The sequence below is a fragment of the Chitinophaga terrae (ex Kim and Jung 2007) genome (assembly GCF_900107795.1).
Taxonomy (GTDB): Bacteria; Bacteroidota; Bacteroidia; order Chitinophagales; family Chitinophagaceae; genus Chitinophaga; species Chitinophaga terrae.
In genome coordinates this window covers 40,107-58,612 of sequence record NZ_FNRL01000017.1, presented here as the reverse complement: position 1 = coordinate 58,612, position 18,506 = coordinate 40,107, and the positions used below count along the sequence as shown (strand labels likewise).

Annotated in this window: 14 protein-coding genes and 1 tRNA gene; 10 read left to right on the top strand and 5 right to left on the bottom strand. The window is 43.3% G+C overall.

What is annotated here, in order from left to right:
• The first annotated feature begins 288 nt into the window (after positions 1-288).
• The 3 genes from BLV62_RS17770 (at position 289) to BLV62_RS17760 (ending at position 3,150) form a co-directional block, all read left to right on the top strand.
• On the top strand, positions 289-585 hold the full coding sequence (locus BLV62_RS17770; RefSeq protein WP_089763313.1) for a hypothetical protein: 297 nt from the start codon (positions 289-291) through the stop codon (positions 583-585).
• Between the two features lie 208 nt (positions 586-793).
• Positions 794-2,443 (top strand): SulP family inorganic anion transporter, encoded by a 1,650-nt coding sequence (locus BLV62_RS17765; RefSeq protein WP_089763312.1) that lies wholly within the window; start codon positions 794-796, stop codon positions 2,441-2,443.
• Positions 2,444-2,475: 32 nt separating this feature from the next.
• On the top strand, positions 2,476-3,150 hold the full coding sequence (locus BLV62_RS17760) for a carbonic anhydrase family protein (protein WP_089763311.1): 675 nt from the start codon (positions 2,476-2,478) through the stop codon (positions 3,148-3,150).
• Positions 3,151-3,262: 112 nt separating this feature from the next.
• Here BLV62_RS17760 and BLV62_RS17755 read toward each other — a convergent pair whose 3' ends face one another.
• From BLV62_RS17755 to BLV62_RS17745, 3 genes are read right to left on the bottom strand one after another with little or no spacing between them, the layout of a single operon-like run.
• Complete coding sequence (locus BLV62_RS17755; RefSeq protein WP_089763310.1) at positions 3,263-4,399, bottom strand: methionine aminotransferase; 1,137 nt, start codon at positions 4,397-4,399, stop codon at positions 3,263-3,265.
• 57 nt (positions 4,400-4,456) lie between these two features.
• Positions 4,457-5,548, bottom strand: a complete 1,092-nt coding sequence (locus BLV62_RS17750) for a mannose-1-phosphate guanylyltransferase (protein WP_089763309.1) — start codon at positions 5,546-5,548, stop codon at positions 4,457-4,459.
• Between the two features lie 2 nt (positions 5,549-5,550).
• Positions 5,551-6,525 (bottom strand): KpsF/GutQ family sugar-phosphate isomerase, encoded by a 975-nt coding sequence (locus tag BLV62_RS17745; protein WP_211117842.1) that lies wholly within the window; start codon positions 6,523-6,525, stop codon positions 5,551-5,553.
• Positions 6,526-6,681: 156 nt separating this feature from the next.
• Here BLV62_RS17745 and recQ point away from each other — a divergent pair, with 156 nt between their 5' ends.
• From recQ to BLV62_RS17720, 5 genes are all read left to right on the top strand, one after another.
• Complete coding sequence (gene recQ / locus BLV62_RS17740) at positions 6,682-8,883, top strand: DNA helicase RecQ (RefSeq protein ID WP_089763308.1); 2,202 nt, start codon at positions 6,682-6,684, stop codon at positions 8,881-8,883.
• A 4-nt stretch (positions 8,884-8,887) separates the two neighbouring features.
• The gene (locus BLV62_RS17735) at positions 8,888-9,655 is read left to right on the top strand and encodes a DUF3050 domain-containing protein (protein ID WP_089763307.1); all 768 of its coding nucleotides are present in this window, start codon (positions 8,888-8,890) and stop codon (positions 9,653-9,655) included.
• A gap of 84 nt (positions 9,656-9,739) precedes the next feature.
• Positions 9,740-9,812 (top strand) — tRNA-Phe (locus BLV62_RS17730).
• 270 nt (positions 9,813-10,082) lie between these two features.
• Positions 10,083-10,808, top strand: coding sequence for a DUF6088 family protein (locus tag BLV62_RS17725; protein WP_089763386.1), 726 nt, complete (start codon positions 10,083-10,085; stop codon positions 10,806-10,808).
• Entirely contained in the window at positions 10,805-11,791 is a 987-nt protein-coding gene (locus BLV62_RS17720; RefSeq protein WP_089763306.1) for a nucleotidyl transferase AbiEii/AbiGii toxin family protein, read from the top strand. The genes BLV62_RS17725 and BLV62_RS17720 overlap by 4 nt, the downstream gene beginning before the upstream one ends.
• 770 nt (positions 11,792-12,561) lie before the next feature.
• On the opposite strand, the gene BLV62_RS17715 is transcribed toward BLV62_RS17720, so the two are convergent.
• Positions 12,562-14,145 (bottom strand): TROVE domain-containing protein, encoded by a 1,584-nt coding sequence (locus BLV62_RS17715; protein WP_089763305.1) that lies wholly within the window; start codon positions 14,143-14,145, stop codon positions 12,562-12,564.
• Positions 14,146-14,451: 306 nt separating this feature from the next.
• On the opposite strand from BLV62_RS17715, the gene BLV62_RS17710 reads away from it, so the two are divergent.
• Positions 14,452-15,225 carry a MerR family transcriptional regulator gene (locus BLV62_RS17710; protein ID WP_089763304.1) on the top strand — a complete coding sequence of 258 codons (774 nt, stop codon included), beginning with the start codon at positions 14,452-14,454 and terminating at the stop codon, positions 15,223-15,225.
• 25 nt (positions 15,226-15,250) lie between these two features.
• Here the strand turns inward: BLV62_RS17710 and BLV62_RS17705 are convergent, their stop codons facing one another.
• Positions 15,251-15,883, bottom strand: a complete 633-nt coding sequence (locus BLV62_RS17705) for a hypothetical protein (protein WP_089763303.1) — start codon at positions 15,881-15,883, stop codon at positions 15,251-15,253.
• A gap of 420 nt (positions 15,884-16,303) precedes the next feature.
• Here BLV62_RS17705 and BLV62_RS17700 point away from each other — a divergent pair, with 420 nt between their 5' ends.
• On the top strand, positions 16,304-18,442 hold the full coding sequence (locus BLV62_RS17700) for an alpha-galactosidase (RefSeq protein WP_089763302.1): 2,139 nt from the start codon (positions 16,304-16,306) through the stop codon (positions 18,440-18,442).
• Positions 18,443-18,506 lie beyond the last annotated feature (64 nt).

Sequence of the window (18,506 nt, the reverse complement as noted above, 5' to 3'; positions counted from 1 at the left end):
AGAGAATATTTACTACTATGCAATACACAATACCATACAAAGCAAAATAACTTGCTTAGAAAGTTACTATTAATTAGTAATAAGTCATTAATTTACAATTAATTGTGTGAAAATAAACGTAGCGACCGCAAGATGAAATATTGATAAACGGTAATTATCCAGGATAAGTGGAATTTTTCCAAACTTTATAGTTAATTTTAGTATGTTAAAATGCTTTAACATTATTTTAATTACACAATTTATCATTTTTGATGCGCCTCAACTATTTTTGTAGCAGGTTATAGTTGCATGAAGAGGATTATCGGCATATTTCTATTGACACTGATGGTGTCTCAATTACTTCCAATCAAGGAGGTAGGAAAGCTGCTGTATAAAAATCAGATTGTAGAAGAGCATCCTGTAGATTGTGGGGTTGATCTTGTCAAAATTGCGAAGGAATTAAAATTCTGCAAGCAATATGATGATAATCTCGATTTTAGCCTGGTTCTTCTGCACGGCACTAACTACATTCATTTAATGGAAGATATTCCAAGCAATCCTGCCCAGGAAATACACGCCCCGCCTCCCAACCAACATATTGGTTAATTACGTTCCTTCAGCTACCCTTGCGTAGCCTGAAAATCTCATTCTATTCATTTATTACATCATTTTTTAGCTATCGGACCGTCCGTATGTGCTAGCGCCATACGTGTAAATAGCTGGTTCCCATAGCATATTCGCTATCTGTACGATTCCAGGTTTCAGCAAATGCTGTTATCCGGAAGCTCGATCCCTTAAACATAAAGCTTCTTTTATGAACAAGCAGACATCTCTCTTTTCCAATATAAAAGGCGACTTTTCCGCCGGCCTTGTAGTCTTCCTCATTGCAGTACCACTCTGCCTGGGCATTGCCCTGGCTTCCGGCGCTCCCCTGTTTGCAGGGATGATCTCCGGAATCGTGGGTGGTCTGGTAATCGGTTTTCTCAGCGGCTCTAACCTGAGCGTTAGCGGTCCTGCTGCTGGCCTTACCGCTGTAGTACTGGTAGCTATTACCAAGCTCGGAGCATTTGAAGTGTTCCTTTTAAGTGTTGTTATTGCCGGCGTAATACAGTTTATCATGGGTTTACTGAAAGCGGGAACCGTAGCCAACTACTTCCCGTCTAACGTCATCACCGGCATGCTCACCGCGATCGGTATCATTATTATCTTAAAGCAAATACCACATGCTTTCGGATACGATGCCGACTCGGAAGGCGACTTCAATTTTATTCAGGTGAACGGTGATAATTCTTTCACCGCATTATTATCTACCCTGAATCATATTAATTTGGGAGCGACCCTGATAACCATTATATCCATTTTCATTATTCTGTACTGGAACAAGATCCCTAAACTCAATGTAGTGCCAGCACCGCTGGTAGCAGTATTAACAGGAATTTTGCTTAACAGCATCTTTTCTGGCAGCAGCGTGCTGGCATTGGGATCGAATCACCTGGTAACGCTTCCTATTCCTGAAAGCTTCGGGGATTTCATACACCAATTCACCTTACCCGACTTCAGCGCTATTGGCAACAAAGAGGTGTGGATAACCGCCGCAACTATTGCCATTGTCGCTTCCATAGAAACATTGCTGAACGTAGAGGCTACTGACAAACTAGATCCATTAAAACGCCATACACCTCCTAACAGGGAACTGAAAGCACAGGGTATCGGCAACATAGTGAGCGGTCTTATCGGAGGTTTGCCTATCACTTCAGTGATCGTTCGCTCAAGCGCCAACATCAACGCGGGCGGCAGAACAAAGCTCTCTACGATGGTACACGGTGCTTTGCTGCTGATCTGTACCGCCCTGATCCCCGGCTTACTGAACAAAATTCCCCTGGCAACACTGGCGGCAGTGTTACTGGTAACAGGTTACAAACTTTGCAAATTCTCCATCTTTAAAGAAATGTTCAAAAATGGAAAATATCAATGGGTGCCTTTCCTCGTAACGGTTGTTGCCATTGTGCTCACCGACCTGTTAGTGGGTATTGCCTTGGGCATGGCTGTTAGTGTCTTAGCTATCCTCAGAGGCAACATCAAAAGCTCTTACTATTTCAGTAAGGAGAAATATCACAGCGGCGATGGCATCCGGCTGGAGCTGGCGCAGGAAGTTTCGTTCCTGAACAAAGCGAGCATATTATTGACCCTGGATCATATTCCGGAAAATATTACGCTCATAATCGACGCTCATAAAACCGATTACATCGACTTTGATGTACTGCAAACCATCCGTGAGTTTAAAGACATTAAAGCGCCGCAGAAAAATATCAAGGTTATTTTAACGGGGTTTAAACCTGTATACCGTATACAGAACACTCCCGATCTGACAGCGGAAGAAAAATCAAGCCTTCAATCGGCTCCTATTCACACTATTTCTACCGGCAGCCATAAAGAGCTCCTGAAAGAATTGCAGTTGAATTAATTCCCTTTTTCACTTTCAAAAACAAGACAAAAATGAAAACACTTAATAAAGCATTACAGGCAAAGATCACTCCTAAACAGGCATTGGAATTATTGAAAGCAGGGAACACCCGGTTCGTGGATAACCTGCGCATCAACCGCAACCTGTTGCAAATGGTAAACGAAACTTCCGACGGCCAATGGCCTATGGCTGCAATTGTCAGCTGTATGGATTCCCGTACTTCTGCTGAACTGATATTTGACCAGGGCCTGGGCGATATCTTCAGTATTCGTTTAGCCGGCGCCGTTGTTTCGGATAATGTATTGGGAAGCCTGGAGTACGCATGTAAAGTTGCCGGTTCGAAATTCATCGTGGTGTTAGGTCATACCAAATGCGGGGCTATCAAAGGCGCCTGCGACGCGGTTGAACTAGGCAACTTAACCGCCCTGCTGAACAAGATCGCACCTGCCGTATTCGCAGAAAAAACTATTACAGGGAACAGGAATTCACATAACGGCGCTTTCGTAGAAGCGGTGAATAATATCCATGTAGAACGTTCTGTTCAGGCTATTGTAGAACAAAGCAACATTCTCCGCGATATGCTGCAAAAAGGAGAAATTGGCATTATAGGAGCAATATATGATGTGGAAACCGGTGTTGTGAGTTTCATGGACCACACGCTTATATTGGAAGAAAAGAAGGAAGCTGTTGAAGCTATCGCAGGTTAAGCGAATGCTTAACTAAGAGAAGATTGTCTGCTTGTTCGGAGAGGGCATTGGTAAGTGTATATCATATATTTTAAAGGCTACGATATAAATATTACTAAATGCCCTTTCCATTTTATATCCTGTTCAATCGTTCTGCTGCTGCGATCAGCGTTTCATCTTTCTTTGCAAAACAAAACCTGATAACCCTGTTATCCTCCCCTTCCTGGTAGAACGCAGAAACGGGGATAGCCGCCACCCCTGCTTCTTTAGTAAGCCGGATCACAAAATCCTTATCTGCCTCCGCTGAGATCTTATCGTATTTCATCAACTGGAAATAACTGCCTGCGCTGGGCAGCGGCGTAAATTTGCTGCCTTCCATCAACCGCAGGAACAAATCCCTTTTCCGCTGAAAGAATGCCGGCAACTCGAGGTAATGCTGCGGGTTTTCTAAAAACTTTGCCAGCCCATACTGCATTGGCGTATTTACAGAGAAACAGAGGTATTGGTGCACTTTCCTGTATTCGCTCATTAAATGGGCCGGCGCCACGCAATAGCCCATTTTCCAACCGGTAATATGGAATACTTTTCCAAAGGAAAAGGTTACAAAGCTGTTTTTAAAGATGCCGGGATAACGCAACATACTCTGGTGCGATGCTCCGTCATAAACCAGGTGTTCATATACTTCATCAGACAATACCAGCAGATCATATTTTTCCACCAGCTTCTCCAACTCCTGCATATCTGTTTCTTTCAGGATACTTCCCGTTGGATTATGCGGCGTATTCAGCATGATCATTTTGGTACGTGGAGTGATCTTGCTTCTTACAAGATCCCAATCGATATGATAATCGGGATATACCAGCGGGATGATCACAGGGGTACCGCCGTTCACCAGTATGTTGGGTATGTAGCTGTCGTAAGCCGGTTCAAAAACGATCACTTCATCGCCTGGCCTGATGCAGGTTGCGATGGCCGTAAATATAGCGTAAGTTCCGCCGGGTGTAATGGTGATCTCGGTAGCAGGATTCACCTCCTGCTGGTATAATAACCGGATCTTATCAGCAATCGCTGTTTGAAGAACCGGCAAGCCGGGCATGGGAGCATATTGGTTATGACCCTCTGTCATGGCCTGGTTAACCATGCTTTTCAGTTCATCGCTGCAATCGTAATCGGGGAAGCCCTGGGAGAGGTTGATGGCCTTGTGAGTAGCTGCGAGCGCAGACATCACTGTAAATATAGTAGTACCAACATTAGGTAGCTTGGAGATCATAGTTCGTTACTTTTGATGCGGCACTTTTTATATGCCGCATCAAAGAAACGAAATTATTTAAAGGAACTTTTCACCTTTGTTTCTCTTTATCTCGGCAACATATTCTTTGATCTGTTGCTCGTTTTCTTTTTTGCAGACAAGGAGTACGTCAGGGGTATCGATAACGATAAATTCGTCCAGTCCCTGTAAGAGCACCAGTTTATCGTTAGGCACTTTCACCATACACTTGGTTGCGTCGATAACCATTACGTTTTTGCCCTGAACAGCATTGCCCAGGTAATCTTTTTCCAGGTTTTCGTATGCAGAGGCCCAGGTTCCCAGGTCGCTCCATCCGAAGTTGGAAGGAATAACATAAACGTTATTTGCTTTCTCCATGATGCCGTAATCGATGGAGATATTGGTACACTGCGGATATACCTTTTCGATAGCGTCCTTTTCCTGCGGTGTGTTCAGCGTATCATTGATCTGCTCGAACAGCTCGTTCATTTCCGGCAGGTGCTGTTTAAGCGCCGAAAGTATGGTGTTCACATTCCAGACGAAAATGCCGGCGTTCCAGAGGAAATCGCCGCTTTGAAGGAATGTTTTGGCCAGCTCCAGGTTGGGTTTTTCGGTGAAGGTTTTCACCTGGTATACGTTATCGGCTACCTGTTGCGGTTCGAACTGGATATACCCGTAACCGGTATCGGGGCGGGTTGGTTTTATACCCAGCGTCAGCAACGCACTGTGTTTTTGAACAAACAGCAGGGCGTTCAGACAGGCATTGGTAAATGCCGGGCCGTCCATGATCAGGTGATCGGCTGGCGCACAGATAATGTTCGCCAGGGGGTCCTGTTTGTGTATTTTGTGAGAGATGTAGGCGATACATGGAGCCGTATTCTTCCTGGAAGGCTCATTCACTATGTTTTCTTCCGGAAGTTCAGGTAGTTGCTCATGTACTTTGCCCGTGTATTGTACATGGGTGACCACGTAAATATTTTCTTTGGGGATAAACTGCAGGAAACGTTCATAGGTCCATTGCAGCAGTGTTTTCCCCGTATTTAGAATATCCAGGAATTGTTTGGGATTATCTGTCCGGCTATGAGGCCAGAATCTGCTCCCGATTCCTCCCGCCATAATTGCCACGTAGAAGTGGCTATTGAGTTGTGTCATTTCTATATAATTCCTTCTCTGATTAAATCATGTAAATGTATAATCCCCTGGTAACGATTTCCATCCATTACCAATAACTGGGTTATATCATGCTGTCTCATCATATCTAAAGCATTAATGGCCAACTCATCTTGTTGGATAACCTTAGGATTCAGCGACATAATATCTTTTGCCTGAACATTCGCAGTCGGAACATTCTTTTCCAGCATTCTTCTCAGGTCTCCGTCTGTGATAATGCCCTGCAAGAGGCCTTCTTCGTTCAATACCGCAGTTACACCAAGCATTTTTGAAGAGATCTCCACTATTACTTCGCGTAAAGAACTTGTAAGCGTCACTTGCGGCGCCTGGTGCAGTTTGCTCAGGTCCGCTACTTTCAGGTACAGTTTCTTTCCCAGTGCGCCGCCCGGATGAAATTTGGCAAAATCTGCCGCTGTGAACCCGTGGTATTCGATCAGGCAAACAGCCAGTGCATCACCCATAGCCAGCTGAGCAGTAGTACTGGTCGTTGGGGCCAGGTTATTTGGGCAGGCTTCCTGACTTACCGTGGTATTCAGCACATAGTCTGCTTCCCTGGCCAGAAAGGAATCTGTATTCCCTACCATGGCTACCAGTTTGTTGCCAAAATTCTTAACTAATGGTACCAATACTTTTATTTCTGCAGAAGATCCGCTTTTCGATATGCACAGCACCACATCTTCTTCAGTAATCATACCTAAATCGCCGTGAATGGCTTCTGCGGCATGCATGAAAAGGGCGGGAGTGCCTGTAGAATTAAATGTAGCGACTATTTTTTGTGCAATTATTGCACTTTTGCCGATTCCCGTCACCACAACCCTACCCTTGCAATGTGCAATCAGTTCTACAACTTGTTCAAAATCGGCATTTATAAACTGCTGCAAATCACTAATCGCTGTGGCCTCCATCGCAATAGTGCGCCTGGCTATTTGTCCTATATTGATACTTTCGTTCCTTTTCATGTCGATTTACAAATTTATCATTTTTTAGTCAGCAGTGGCGCACTCTGGTAATTAATATTGATACTCCGGGCTTTTTTAGTTAACTTCGTGTCCCCTAAAAAACATATAAATATATTTCGTCATTTGTTAGTTCTTTAGAGTTTAAATTTGAATGCAATGGCTGTTGTTAAGGAACGTTTGATGGATGCATTACGCGAACATTTCGGGTTCGATTCCTTTAAAGGAAATCAGGAAAAAATTATTAATAGCATCCTGTCAGGCAAAGATACTTTTGTAATAATGCCAACAGGCGGAGGGAAATCCCTCTGCTACCAATTACCGGCGTTGATGAGTCCGGGATGTGCCTTGATCGTTTCTCCGCTTATTGCACTGATGAAAAACCAGGTTGACTTAGTACGTGGTTACAGCAGTAAGGATAATGTGGCACATTTTCTTAATTCGACCTTATCAAAGGCGCAGATCAAAAAAGTTAGAGCTGATCTGATGGCGGGAAAAACCAAACTACTATATGTAGCACCGGAAACACTCACCAAACAGGAAAACCTCGATTTTTTTAAAGAGCTGGAAATTTCATTTATCGCAGTAGACGAAGCGCACTGTATTTCTGAGTGGGGTCATGATTTCCGCCCGGAATACCGCCGTCTGAAAGAAATGATCGACCAGATCAATGATAAATTACCGATCATCGCTTTAACCGCCACGGCTACCCCGAAGGTGCAGAGTGATATTGTTAAGAACCTGGGACTGAATAAGGCCAATATCTTTATTTCTTCTTTTAACCGCCCTAACCTGTATTACGAGATCAGGCCAAAACGCAAGAAAGAGCAAACCATCAAGGATATTGTTAAGTTTATTCATCAACATAAAGGCAAAAGCGGGATTATTTACACTTTAAACCGCAAAACCACTGAAGAACTGGCAGATATGCTGGTTGCCAACGGCATTAAAGCCGTAGCTTATCATGCGGGGTTGGATAGCTCTACCCGCGCCCAACGCCAGGATATGTTCCTGCATGAAGACACAGAAGTGATCGTTGCTACCATCGCTTTTGGTATGGGTATCGATAAGCCCGACGTAAGGTTCGTGATTCACTACAATATCCCTAAAAGCCTGGAAAACTACTACCAGGAAACAGGAAGAGCGGGCAGAGATGGCCTCGATGGCCATTGCATCTGCTATTATTCCCATAAAGATGTTCAGAAGCTCGAACACCTGATGAGGGATAAATCGCTTAGTGAAAGGGAAATGGGCGCCCAGCTTATCAACGAAACGGTAGCATATGCAGAAAGCGCCGTATGCCGCCGTAAAGTGATCCTGCACTACTTTGGCGAACATTACGAAACCGAGAACTGCGGCCAGTGCGACAACTGCCGTAATCCTAAAGAAAAGATCGAGGTGAAGAACCGGGTAGTTATCATGTTGAAAGCTATCCAGGCCCTGGAAGAAAGGTTTGGCAGCGAATACGTGATTAACGTCATTACCGGTAAAACCAGTCCGCAGATCACTACTTACCGCCACGACCAGTTAGATGTATTTGGAGAAGGAAAAGAGTTTGACGCTCACTTCTGGAACTCCCTCATGCGCCAGATGATGCTGGAAGGCCTCATCGAAAAAGATATTGAAGAATATGGCCTGTTAAAGGTTACCGATAAGGGTAAAAAATTCCTGAAGAAACCATATTCCATCATGGTTGCATTGAACCATCAGTTCGATGAAGATGCAATGGATGATGAAGATGAAGCAGTAGGAGAAACACATGCAACTGCCGACCCGGTGTTGTTTGAAATGCTGAAAGAACTGAGGAAAAAAGTTTCAAAAGAAAAGAAATTACCTCCTTTTGTCATCTTCCTGGAAACTTCACTGGAAGATATGGCTACACAGTACCCAACCACTGTGCAGGAACTGGAAAAGATCCAGGGTGTCAGCAAAGGAAAGGCTTTGCGGTACGGCAAACAATTCCTGGATGTAATAACCCGCTACGTGGAAGAGAACAATATCACCCGCCCGGATGATTTTGTGATGAAAAGCGTCGTGAATAAGAGCGGTATGAAGGTGTTTATCATTCAGAACATCGATAAAAAGATACCTCTCGAAACAATTGCCAAGAACAAGGAGATCACTCTTTCGCAATTGCTCGACGAAATGGAAACAATTGTTGCCAGCGGCACCAAACTGAATATTGATTATTGCCTGGACGAAGAACTGGACGATTATGCCCAGGATGAGATCATGGAGTACTTTAAAGGCTGCGAAACTTCGAGTTTAGCGCTGGCCCGGGAAGAACTTATTGAAAATGATTACACGCTGGAACAGCTAAAACTCGTGCGTATCAAGTTCCTGGTAGAATACGGAAACTAATTTTATGAGCATCAGATTAATCCAGGAAGCCATTGCTCCCAACAGGGAGAAAGTAATCGCACATCCCTTATATGCCTCCCTGCAAACGCTGGAAGATGTACGTACATTCATGCAGTTTCATGTTTATGCAGTATGGGATTTTATGTCGTTGCTCAAAGCATTGCAACAACAACTCACCTGTGTGAGCCTGCCCTGGATACCTGTTGGCAACGCAGCTACCAGGTATCTTATCAATGAAATTGTAACGGGAGAAGAAAGTGATATAGATAAAGAAGGAAACCGTTGCAGCCATTTCGAATTATATGAAAGGGCCATGCTTCAGGCAGGCGCCGACTGCGGTCCTATCCGGTCAATTATTACCGAAGTACAAAAGGGTAAAAAGATACAGGACATTCTTGCCTCTTCTCCCCTTCCGGAAGCTGTAAAAGGCTTCTTAGGCTTTACTTTCGATGTAATTGCAACCGGTAAAGCCCATGTAATGGCAGCCGTGTTCACTTTTGGGAGGGAAGATCTTATTCCTGATATGTTCCTGGAGCTGGTAAAAGACCTGGATCAAAAGATTCCCGGCAAGCTAGATACATTTATTTATTACCTGGAAAGACATATAGAAGTAGATGGCGATCATCATAGTCAACTCGCTATGCAAATGGTAACTGAACTATGCGGAGATGACAGGGAAAAATGGGAAGAAGCCGCTGAATACGCCCGTCTGTCGCTGCATTGGAGGCACGAACTTTGGAGCGGTATTTTAGCGGAAGCGCCAATTTTCTAAAATTCTTGCAAAAAAATTTTGCAATTTAAAAGATTGTATTACTTTTGCAATCCCATCGAGAGAGATGGGGAATAAAAAACGGATGGTGCGGTAGCTCAGTTGGTAGAGCAAAGGACTGAAAATCCTTGTGTCGCCGGTTCGATCCCGGCTCACACCACAGAAACAGATAAGGGTTTGATGCGATCAGCGTCAAACCTTTTTTCATTTACTACAATAATCTTATACGCTTTTTCCGCTCCCCTTCGTTTACAACGTTGACGCCTATATCAAAAACTTTTTTTTAGGCCAAGGCGTATACTTTCCTGATTTTCCTATGGTTTATATAGTGTACCGGCACAACATACGTTCCTCATTCGTTTGCCCTCAAATGTCCAGTTTTTTATATAAAAAACTGGACATTTTACTATCTTTGGGTAAACCAGAGCATATGAAAGTGGCGGAATACATTGCGGAGAAAATAAAGGACCTGCCGAAAGGCTATGTTTTTTCCTATTCCGACATCATCAAACAGCCGGAAAACAAAGACGCTGCTATCAAAGCATTGAACAGGATGGTTTCCGCGAAAAAACTCGCTAAACTAGGCAAAGGCAAATATTATAAAGTTGAAGAAACCGTCTTCGGCAAATTAGAGCCGGATTTGTACCAGGTGGTAAAGGATTTGCTGGAAAGCAACGGAAACGTGACGGGCTACCTGACGGGGTACAGCATTTATAATAAATTGGGGCTTACGACCCAGGTTAGTAATACGATCCAAATTGGCAAAAACGATATTCGCTATCCCTTCAAACGAGGACGCTATACCATCGCCTTTGTCAAACAGAAAAACACAATTACCAAAGACAATATTCCCTTGCTGCAAATTTTGGACGCTATCCGCTACATAAAAAAGATACCGGATGCATCTCCGCGTTCTTCGTTCGAACGCTTGCTGTCGCTTGTCGCGGCTTTACCGCGTGCCGATCAAAAGAAAATGGCCGGGCTTCTGCTTAAATATCCGGCTTCGACGCGGGCGCTTGCGGGGGCAATGCTTGAAATATTGGGAAACATAGAACTTGCAGAGAACCTGCGGGACACACTCAACCCTGTAACCGTTTACAAAATACCTGGCATTGGGGATTCGATTGCCAATGCCAAAGACTGGAACATCCAATGAAATTGCACAAAAATGAAGACTTATTCCGGCAGGCCGTACAATTTACCGCCCAGCAATTGAATATCCCTGAGATATTTATTGAAAAAGATTACTGGGTGACCTTCGCCCTTTTTACGCTGTTCAACAGTGAAATCGGCGCAGAAACGGTTTTCAAAGGCGGCACGTCCCTTTTGAAATGCTATGGTGTCATCAACCGTTTTTCGGAGGATATCGATCTGGTAGTATTAAGACGGGAAGGTGAGTCAAACAACAAGCTGACCAACAAAATCCGAACGATCAGCGATGTGATTTCGAATGTATTGCCGGAGGTGGAATTACCAAAAGTAACCGTCAAAATGGGGATGAACAGAAAGACGGCGCATACCTATAAGAAACAATTCTCCGGCGAGTTCGGCCAAGTGCGCGACGCGGTTATTGTGGAGGCCACGTGGTTGGGGTATTTCGAACCTTATGCCGAAATGCCGATACGCTCTTTTATCTATGACATGATGATAACACAAGGGCAGCAACAATTGGCCGAAGAATACGGGCTAAAGCCCTTCAAGGCGAAAGTATTGTCGCCGGCGCGGACGATTTGCGAAAAAATTATGAGTTTGGTGCGTTTTTCTTATAGCGAAGCACCTATTGGCGATTTACGGCTTAAAATCCGCCATGCGTATGATTTGCACCAGTTGTTGCGGATAAAGGAGTTTTCCGATTTTTTTCATGCCGACGACTTTGCCGTCATGCTATTAAAAGTCGGCCAGGATGATGTTGCCAGTTACAAATCAAATAATCAATGGCTCAAGCATCATCCGAACGAAGCACTTCTATTCAAAGATCTTGAAAACACCTGGGACCAAATGACAAGCACCTATGACAACCAATTCAGGGCTATGGTATTCGGTGATGAATTCCCCACACCCGATCACATTTTACAAACGTTGCAACGCATAAAACAGCGTCTATCCGGTATCGAATGGACGGTCACGGTAGAATCATAAAACAGCAAAACGCTTTTTACTTTGGCTTCGGCTGGCTTTCTCTCACTTTATTATTAGTTACAGCATCCAAGGCATCGTCCCTGTTGGCGCCTTCCGGCTGTTTTTTACAGAACGGTTATTCATCTGCGCTGAATAGGAATGTTCCGGCCTTTGCATAATTGAACCCTTTCCTCTTTCATTAAAAATACCGGGTAATAAGCCGAACAGGCCCTTTTTCTCTTAACGAAGAAATCCTGTTCTACGACACCGGATAAGGTATTGGGGTCTATAGTCTTTTTTCAGACAATTATTGTAAGGTAAAAAGCGAATAAAGAACGTATGGCGCTCTGCCATTGAGCTATTCCGCAAGGTATTGTTGCTTTAAATGTTGCGGAAACAGGATTCGAACCTGCAACCTCCCGATTAGAGTCGAAGTATCTCTATTCTACGACACTTACAATCTGGTGTCTGTTACTTTAACAAGGCAAAATGCGAAACAAAAAACGGGGCTTCGTTTGCCGGAGTCGAACCGGATAGTTGTTACGCTATTCCTCCCCTTAAATGGTACGAAGTATTTCATTTCTACGGCACCTGTTCTTTAAAGAAGTAAACCGGGTAAAAGCTCGAAAAGGCACTTACTTTAAATGGTGTTTAAATTTAACTACCTGTTGTTACAGGGCAGGATTGGCCTGCATCCCCATTTCCCTATCGAAGAAATCCTGTTCTACGACACCGGTTCATATTTTCAGCTGAAGAAGCGGCACACTACCTTTTGCAATGTGCCTTCCCTCCTACAATTCAATTTGATTGATCTGGTCTACCACGGTTGATCCGTTTTCCACGTAATAGAGCATATCGAATATTTTCTCGCTCCATCCGCTTACCAGTATTGTATGCTTATCATGCATCCCGGTAAGACTGTTGCCATACCCTTTCAGGTCGACGCTGTAGATCTTAACCGTTGGATTGATCCTAAGATATTCTGTCAGCAATTTGTTGAAGTTATCCGCCCGGTTACCTTTCCGATCATACCAATTACATCCTTTACCTAACTGGCAATCGGAGAAAATAACAATACGATCCACTATTGACCTGGAGGCGATCAACTTTTGCATGTATTCGAAGATACCCGCCTCAGTTGATGGTCCGCATTTTTTAGCCGCCTGGCTGACCTGGTTAAAATTTTCAAACAGGTTGGTTTTACGGCTTAAAGATGGTTGTACTAACTGGTCGCCAAACAGTCCAATAGATGTATTTTCACTTTTGTTCCAATACAGTACAGCAAACAGGTTGGCTATATCTGCAGTAGTACGGTTGCTCATCGCAGAAACCAGCGATTTCCCTGCCCTATCTCCATACATGCTTCCTGAGTTATCGGAAAGGATAACTGTTTTGCCTTTATTAACAGGTATATTATCGCAGGCGATCAGCAATGCCATCTCCAGCGCTTTTTTGGCTTTCATTATCCTGTTCTTCTGATCTTCAAATGTTATTTCAGATTCTGCCAGTTTTTCTATTTCAAGGAAAGCCGACAAATACCTGAATGGCAATTGTTTCGCTTTTTTAATCCTGATCTCATCTGTAAGTATAGCCAGCGCTTCTTTAAAGGCAGTTGCCGAACCTTTGGTAAGGATATTACGCAGGTTACGCAATACGGCCATGTATCCAAGCTTTCCACTCAATACCAGTTCTTCCCACTGCAATGCTATTGCTTCTTGTTTTTCCTTTTCAGTCGCGAAGGCTTTCTGGCCCAGTTCAGACAAGGCTGTTTCCCAGGTGTAAGGTGTATCCAGGTTATCTTTGGCTATTTTATTAAACAGCTCCTGCTGCGCTTCGTCCTTGGCTACCGGGTGAACCAGGAACAAGGCGTCTTTCATTTTTACTTCCGCACTGATATTATATTTTGCGAACTGGTATTCGTCGAATTTATTGAACGACATCGCAAGGCCTTTTTGCACTTGTTTAGAAAGTTTGTTTAACTTCTTCACCCCTGTTCTCTTATTTGAGATCTGGTAGTAAGCCAATACTTCCTTTATTTCATCGGCTCTTTGTACAATACCATTTATTGTTCTGCTTACCAGGTTATTACCGGATGCAATTTTCGCCAATTCTATTGCCAATACAACAGGAACAGAACGAAGATTCATTTCTTTCCGGGTATAAATAGCCAGTTTTGCTACAAATTCGGGCGAACATGCTGCAACCAGGCGTTTGATACGATCAATCCGGTTCTCCTGCTTTTCATAGTAGGAGTCATCCACCATACAAGTTGCTACTGCAGTGTAAAGTTCCAGTTTAGGAGACATTTTGTAAGCTGTGGCTCCCATGTAGTTTACTGTTTCTTTTGCGGCTTTGTTTTGCAGATTGAATCTCATAACTGTTGTTTTTTGTTATTGACAACACAAAGATGGCCACACTACTGCGCAGCAGACCTGCGTAGATATTTTTTATCTCAAAATTTTTTCTATTTAATTAATAATCAATAAATTAATTTTAATATTTCATGTAAAAAGGTTTGCGAAAAATATAACTACGCAGATGTATTGCGTAGTTGTAAAAAAATATGTTTCTTTTTGGGCGTCGAATTTCCCTTTGTTGGTTAAAGCATCTTTAACAAAAAAGATTTACGACGCAGAAAAACTCTTGACTCTAACGTAACGTCAGGTCTTACTTTTGTTTTTATGGAAAAACATTACACTGTTCAACAGCTTTCCCGTCTTGCGGGCGTAAGTGTGCGTACCTTACACCATTACGATTCATTAGGGCTGCTGCAGCCGGAAAAACGAAGCGCTTCCGGTTACCGGCTGTATGGCGAAAGCGAGTTACTCCGGTTGCAACAGATCCTTTTTTACAGGGAATTACATTTCCCATTAACTGAAATTGCAGCAATACTCGACGACCCGGGATTCGATATGCTGCAAGCCCTGGAAAAACATCGTGTTGCCCTGGAAGAACAACGTAACCGTATTTCCGCTTTACTTAACACGATCGGTAAAACGATCAACAAACTTAAAGGAGGACCTATTATGTTAACACACGAGGAATTATATGAAGGCTTCCCTCAAGGCCTGGAGCATCGTAAAGAGGCTGTCAGCAAATGGGGAGAAAAAACGGTAGAAGACAGCGAAAATAGTCTTCGCCTGCTTAACAAAGCCGCTTTAAAGAAATTGACCCACGATTTTCAACAGGTCTTTACTGACCTCCGCACCGTTATGCATAGGCAACCAACTGACAGGCAGGTACAAACCCTCATCAGCAAACATTTTTCGCTGATCCAGCGGTTCTGGAATGTCGATTCCTGCGACGCTTCCATCCTGGAGCGATACAAAGGGCTGGCTAACCTTTACATAACAGACGACCGATACATACAATCGCCTGATGGCAAGCCGGATCCTGCTTTCGCCGATTTCATCAGCAAAGCCATGATATGGTTTGCCAATCATGCAGCAAACTAATATAGCCTTTCCTTAAGAGCTTCGATTAATAACGTTGATATCGTGACCCCACTTCCGGATATCCGCTTTTTAGATCGAAGCTCTTTCCCTTTAGCTGATTTTCATATAAACGGCTTGTTGCTGGCTGCATCGTTTTGTTGTTAAGCAAACTGCTTATCAACTGTATCACCTCATTCGTCCTTTCCTCAAACCGCAAAGGAGAATTCGTTACCAGCTTCTCAAACAGGTGAATAGTACCATTGTGTTGCAGCTCCCGGTATCTTTCCAGCACCTCATCTCCTATCACATTTTTATCAAACCAACTGGAACACAAGACCAGGTGATGCATTTCAATATCCAGGTAATTCAAATACACCAGGATATCCGAGATATCTCTTGGGCTGCCATCAAAACAAATACTCAACGGCGTTACAAATGATACCGGATCTCCGATACGAAGATTTACCACTGCCCTGATCTTTCCAAGGTGATCACTGCTCCTGAAATTAAAATCGGAGCTATTGATGACAACAAATTTCTTTGTATGTAACCATGGAACATTGATAGGCTGCTTAAAAGGAAAAAAGTTCTTCCTTTTAAAAATAGACTGGATGGTTTTTGTTTTGCCTGAGTGGGGGTTACCAACAATGACAAAAAACTTTTGCGGGTTACAATTCATATTGCAAAGCTCCAATAAAATGGAATATGAACTGTTAATAAAAATAAAACACCACTCGTTTTTTTAATTTTTTTGGTGTTAACAAAATTGATGACGGTTATTATGGGCAAAATGATAGATTATACAATAATATTTATTCTGCATATTAATAAGGATTCCTAATGATATTAGTGGTTAAAAGATCTATTCTTTCAATATAATATTACTGGCCAACCCCTAAATCGAAAGTATTTACCATATGTTTCGCCAGAAAGTATACAAAGTGATCTGATTTGCTAAAACTCCGCTAAAAAATTCATTTACTCAACATGTTTATTATCAATATTTTATATTCTATTTTATTGAAATTATTACAAAATTTGTTCACACCCGTATAAAATATATTGTATTTTGTACACTTAATTAAAACAGTTCCCATTTATGAAAAAACTCTGGGCCTTCGCCTTGTTATTATTCAGTTATTCCTCTTATGCCCAACAAATACGTATAGCCACATCCGATATCAGCCTTGTTTACCGCGTCAATCAACGTGGCCGGCTTGTTCAGCAATACCTTGGGGCACAGTTAACTCCTGCCGGCGCCGACACTCTCGTTCATAACAACCAGGAAGCTTACATCACCGCCGGTATGGAAAGCCTGTTAGACCCGGCAATCAGGATAGTGCACAACGATGGCAATCCATCTCTCGAATTGAAATTCGCGGGTACTGCTGTAACCAAGGAAGGAGATGCCACACATACTTCCATCACCTTAAAAGATCCCGTATACCCGGTAACGGTAGTGCTTCATTTTGAAGCATTCAATAAAGATAATATCATCAAGGCCTGGACAGAGGTAAAACATACAGAAAAAAAGCCGGTGAAACTTACTGCTTATGCTTCCGCTATGATTCACCTGAACGCCGGCAAGTACTGGCTAACCCAGTTCCACGGCGATTGGGCAAAAGAGGTTAACATGCAGGAGCAATACCTGACAACCGGAATGAAGATACTGGATAGCAAACTTGCCGTACGCGCCAATATGCAGCAATCGCCTTTCTTCCTGTTGTCGCTGGATCAGCAGGCCGATGAAAACACCGGTACCCTGCTTGCCGGAACGCTTGCCTGGACAGGGAACTTTAAATTCGGTTTCGAAGTAGACGAGTTGAATAAACTCCATATCAGCGCTGGTATCAATCCCTACGCCAGCGACTATGCTTTGGAGCCTAATGAAACATTTACCACTCCTGCTTTTATTTTCACGCTTACTACCAATGGTAAAGGCGCTGCCAGCAGGAACTTCCATCGTTGGGCCCTGAAACATGCAGTATTAGACGGTCATAGCCCCCGTCTTACCTTGCTGAATAACTGGGAAGCTACAGGTATGGATTTTAATGAAGAAAAACTCACAGGCCTGTTCCAGGAAACCAGGAAGCTGGGGGTTGATATGTTTTTGCTTGACGACGGATGGTTTGCCAATAAATATCCACGGAATGCGGATAACGCAGGCCTCGGCGACTGGGAACCCAATAGAACCAAATTGCCGCACGGCCTGGGTTATTTAGTCCAGGAAGCCGATAAGGCAGGCGTTAAATTTGGCATATGGCTGGAACCCGAAATGGTGAATCCAAAGAGCGAATTATATACACAACATCCTGATTGGGTACTGCGTTTGCCTAATCGTGAAGAACACTATTACAGGAACCAGATGGTGCTGGACCTTACCAATCCTGCAGTGCAGGATTTCGTATATGGCGTGGTTGATAAAACTTTATCTGCCAGTCCCGGTATCGCCTATATTAAGTGGGACTGCAACCGTATGATAACAAATGCCTACTCCCCTTACCTGAAAAACAAACAATCGCATTTATTCATTGATTATACACGCAGTCTTTATAAGGTGTTAGACAGGGTAAGAGCTAAATATCCTCATCTGCCAATTATGTTATGCTCAGGAGGAGGCGGCCGTACTGATTTCGGCGCATTAAAATATTTCACCGAGTTCTGGCCAAGCGATAATACTGATGGACTGGAAAGGATCTATATTCAATATGGTTATTCTCATTTCTTCCCTGCAAATACAATTGCAGCTCATGTTACCAATTGGGGAAAACAGTCGCTGAAATTCCGCACCGATGTAGCGATGATGGATAAACTTGGATATGATATCAAGGTGAGTGATTTTTCAGAGAAAGAATTGCAGTTTAGCCAGGAGGCGGTAAAAACGTATAGGCGTATCAGTGATATAGTATGGTATGGGGATCTTTATCGTTTAGTATCGCCTTACCAGGAAAACAGGGCAGTATTTCAATATGTCAATGAAGCTAAGAACCATGCGATTATTTTCAATTACCTGATGAACATCGGAAAAAATGATCAATTCCGGCTTGTAAAGCTACAGGGACTGGATCCTGACAAACAATACAGGATCAAAGAAATAAACCTCTTCCCCGGCACCAGTTCCAGGTATCATTTTAACCAGGTATACAGCGGAGATATGTTGATGAAAGAAGGCATTCAATTGTTGCCGGGATGGGCAAGTTCTCTGACCAGTAATATATTGGAGCTGACTGCAGAATAATTTTCAGAAAGCTGGTAACGAATGTCCCGGCCTTTACAGGAACCGGGGCATTCTTTTTTTCAGG